The following is a 3388-nucleotide window of genomic DNA, read 5'->3' as shown; positions in this document are numbered from 1 at the left end:
ATTTGACCGCGGCGATTTTGGTTTCTGACAAGGCGGGTTGCGCGCCGTGGTGCCACCCCACCACACGCGCGAGCCAACGCGGTCAGAGGGCAAAATCGCCCGGCCCATCGGCGGACAGAAACGTGCCGTCCACCGTTTCAAAGGTTTCGAGCTGAGGATGGCCGAGATATTGCACGTCGCTCTTTCCGGCATTTGCGTGCGCCTTGCGGAACTGCGGCGACTTTGTCCAGGCCTCGAAGGCGGCGCGGCTGCGCCATGTGGTGTGGGAGGCATACAGCGTGAACTCGCCCTCCTCGTCGGCCGGACCGCGCAGCAGCTTGAACTCCTGGAACCCGTCGGTATCCTTCAGATGGGTCTCCCTCTCCTTCCACAGCGCCTCAAATGCGCCTTCAGAGCCGTTTGATATCTTGAACCGGTTCATGGCGATGAACATCGACGCTTACTCCTCATCTTCGTGGTGTGAACTCCACCGGGACCGTGAAGCTCCAGCTCCTGCGGTTGGCGGCTTGCGGAATTTTCGGAAACGGGGCAGCGCGCCGGACTGTCGCCAGTGCGGCGGCATCAAGCACTTTCGAGCCGGAACTGTGGGCGATCCCGGAGGCGGTCACCTGCCCGCCCGCGTCGACCACGAAGCGCACGTACGCGGTGCCCCGCAGTTTTTTTGAACGGGCCTTGCTTGGATAGCGCACCGAACGGCGCAGTTTGCGTTGCACCTTGCCGGGATAGTTGGAGACGGCCGCATTGCCCGCGACGCCCTTGCGGTTTCCGGCTTGCGAATTGCCGGCGGAATCGCGCCTGCCTGACTCCGCGCCGTCAGCCCGGCCCTGTTTCGCGCTCCTCTTGTTGCTGCCCTCGTTTCCCTTTTTGGCCGTCTTCTTCTTGCTCGGCTTTTCGACCTCTTTCCTCGTCGGTTTCTCGACGGGTTTCGCCACGGGTTCTATCGGCCTGATCAAAGCCGCGGTCTCGACCGGCTTGATTTCCTGAACCTTGACGTCGGGCGCCGGCTTGACCGGCTGAGCCGTGGCGGGAACCGCGCTGGTGGCAGCCTCGACCGGCTGTGTGGGCGGCTTTTGCGGGTCGGCGGGTTTGCTGACGCTCACCTCGGTTTCGGCCGCCGGCTTCTTCGCGGCCGCCGCATCCGGCGTCTCAATCCTCTCCGTTTCCGGCCTGTTTTGTGCCTGCTCCTCGGTTTGCGTCGCCTCTTGAAGCTCCGTGTCAAGAGGCTGCGTTTGTGAGGCTTTGTTCGCATCGGTGCGCGCCGCCTCGGACGGCGTCTGCTCTGCCACAGGACTGTTTTCGACACGCGCAGCGGATGTTTCGGCTTCGACGGTGGTCGGCTCGGTCACCGGCTGGGCCTCGGTGCTCAATATCCGCTCCGCGTCCGTCACATCGATGGGCGCGGCGGCGATGATCGGCGTGGCCGTGTCGCTGGCCGGCAGTGCGGCCGCCATCGATAGCCGTGACGTCTGCGGCGAGCGCGCCGGCGGCACGACAGGACGCTCCGGCGCAACCGCCGCAACCGGCTTCACCGCCGTCGGCTCGAACGGGTTCGCGTAGGCGGCGGCCATCGGCGCGGCTTGCCCCGCCTCGAACTCACCGCCCTCAACCAGCATGTCGGCCGTCGCATTGCCGATAATGGCGATCTGCGCATTGGCGGAACCGGCGACCTGCATCGGGTCTTCATCGTCGTGCAGCCAGACGTCCACCGCACCGTGAACGGCCAGCGAAACGGCAAGTGCCAGGCAGAAATGCCACCAACGCAGATTCACTTCGATTTCCTCTCGGTAATCACCGCGATTTTGCCGGCGCCGGCAGTCTTCAACCGGTCGATGATCTCGACCAGCCTGGTTGCTGGCAGTCTGCCGTCCGCCGCGACCTTGACGGCAGGGCCTTGACCCTCCAGCGCCACCTCAAAACCATCGGAAACCAGCTGATCGTGCTGAATATCCTCGGTTTTCTTCCTTCGGACAAAAGCCTCGGGCGTGATCACCGCCCCTTCATATTTGAGAACTCCCGCCTCGGTGACGAACAGCGCGCGCGGCGGCTCGATCGAGCGCGCTTGCGCCGCCCGGATCAGTTCGACATCGCCTTCCATCGGCGGCGCGAGCGTGCCCGCAATCAGGAAAAAGATCAGCATCAGGAAGACGATATTGATCAGCGCGATCGTATTTTCGCCTCGGGGCCTGGGAGCTGGAGCGGGCAATTTCATCGTCCGTTCACCCCGCCACCGCGACTTTCAGGCTTCCGGACTTCGATATACGCTCAAGCGCATCCACCAGTTCCTGTGAAGAGACCTTCGGGCGCACCACGACAACCGCTGTCGAGGCGCCGAGTTCCTCCAGCCGCTGCAGTTCGGCGATCGCCGCATCGATACCCAGGGCCGCGCCGTTGATCTTCCAGTCATCGCCGGCATCGAGACGGATAAAGATATCGGGTGCCTTGGTTGCCGCCACCGGTGTTCCGGCGCGCCCGGCAACGATATCGACCTCGGCGAACCGGGTGAACGTCGAAGACAGCATGAAAAACAGCAAAAGCAGGAAAATCACGTCGATGAGCGATGTCAGCGACAGTTTCTTTCGCCTCTTTACGGCACGGTCAATGCGCATGGCTCGCACGCTCCGCAAGGGTCACGACGCGCTGTGCCTGCTCACCTCCAAGGGACATGATCTGCTGCTGCGAGAGCAGCTTGGTCGCCATGGTCTCAATCGCGACACGTTCGTTTTCCACCCGGCTTTCAAACCAGGTCAGGACAAGCGATACCGGCATGGCGACGGCAAGCCCGACAGCTGTTGTCAGCAGCGCGACCCAGATTCCGCCGGCGAGGATCGACGGATCGACGGCGTTGCCGGCGCCCTGGAGCGTCCGGAAAGCCTCGATCATGCCGAGAACCGTCCCGAACAGTCCCAGCAGCGGAGCGACCTGGACAATGGCGTCAAGCGCCCGAAAGCCGCGCTGCAAACCGTAAAGACGCGCCAGAGCGACACGCCCGGCCTCCTCTTCGACCACGTCCTTCGGGATCGACGCATCCGAACCGAGGCGAATCGCGACGCTCATGACGTCGGCAAGCGCCGAACGGTCGCCGTCGAGCAGGGACAGTGCTTCGGCCGGACTGCCATGCGCCCACAGGAAATAGGCCTTGTCCTGCCGCCTGCGGCGTCCGACGCGCTGCCAGGCGAACTGGGCGAATTTCAAGAGAATGAGCGCCAGCGCCACCACGGAAATGCCGAGCAATATGGCGACCACCGGCCCGCCGAGATCGATAAGGGCCGAACCGTTTTTGAACACCTCGGAGAAAAACATCATCCATTCCACCTGCTTAAGAGCGAGTTGTGATCAGATTGACGCATTTGACCGCGGCGATTTTGGTCTCTGACAAGGCGGGTTGCGC

General features: G+C 63.2%; 5 protein-coding genes. All 5 read right to left on the bottom strand.

Going from position 1 to position 3388, the window contains the following annotated elements:
• Nucleotides 1-82: 82 nt before the first annotated feature.
• Genes hmuQ through AC5E6N_RS23775 form a run of 5 tightly spaced genes read right to left on the bottom strand, consistent with a single transcriptional unit; the run spans nt 83 to nt 3303 of the window.
• Entirely contained in the window at nt 83-433 is a 351-nt protein-coding gene (gene hmuQ / locus AC5E6N_RS23795; protein ID WP_491750135.1) for a heme-degrading protein HmuQ, read from the bottom strand.
• A 13-nt stretch (nt 434-446) separates the two neighbouring features.
• Nucleotides 447-1769: an energy transducer TonB family protein gene (locus tag AC5E6N_RS23790; RefSeq protein WP_491750134.1), complete on the bottom strand. Its 1323-nt coding sequence runs from the start codon at nt 1767-1769 to the stop codon at nt 447-449.
• Nucleotides 1766-2209 carry an ExbD/TolR family protein gene (locus tag AC5E6N_RS23785; protein ID WP_491750133.1) on the bottom strand — a complete coding sequence of 148 codons (444 nt, stop codon included), beginning with the start codon at nt 2207-2209 and terminating at the stop codon, nt 1766-1768. The genes AC5E6N_RS23790 and AC5E6N_RS23785 overlap by 4 nt, the downstream gene beginning before the upstream one ends.
• Nucleotides 2210-2216: 7 nt before the next feature.
• A complete protein-coding gene (locus AC5E6N_RS23780; RefSeq protein ID WP_491750132.1) occupies nt 2217-2606 on the bottom strand; it encodes an ExbD/TolR family protein in 390 nt (129 codons plus the stop codon).
• On the bottom strand, nt 2596-3303 hold the full coding sequence (locus tag AC5E6N_RS23775; RefSeq protein ID WP_491750131.1) for a MotA/TolQ/ExbB proton channel family protein: 708 nt from the start codon (nt 3301-3303) through the stop codon (nt 2596-2598). Before AC5E6N_RS23775 ends, AC5E6N_RS23780 begins: the two co-directional genes overlap by 11 nt.
• Between the last annotated feature and the right edge of the window lie 85 nt (nt 3304-3388).

This window comes from Hoeflea sp. (assembly GCF_984452065.1).
This window is presented reverse-complemented; position numbering and strand designations above follow the sequence as displayed.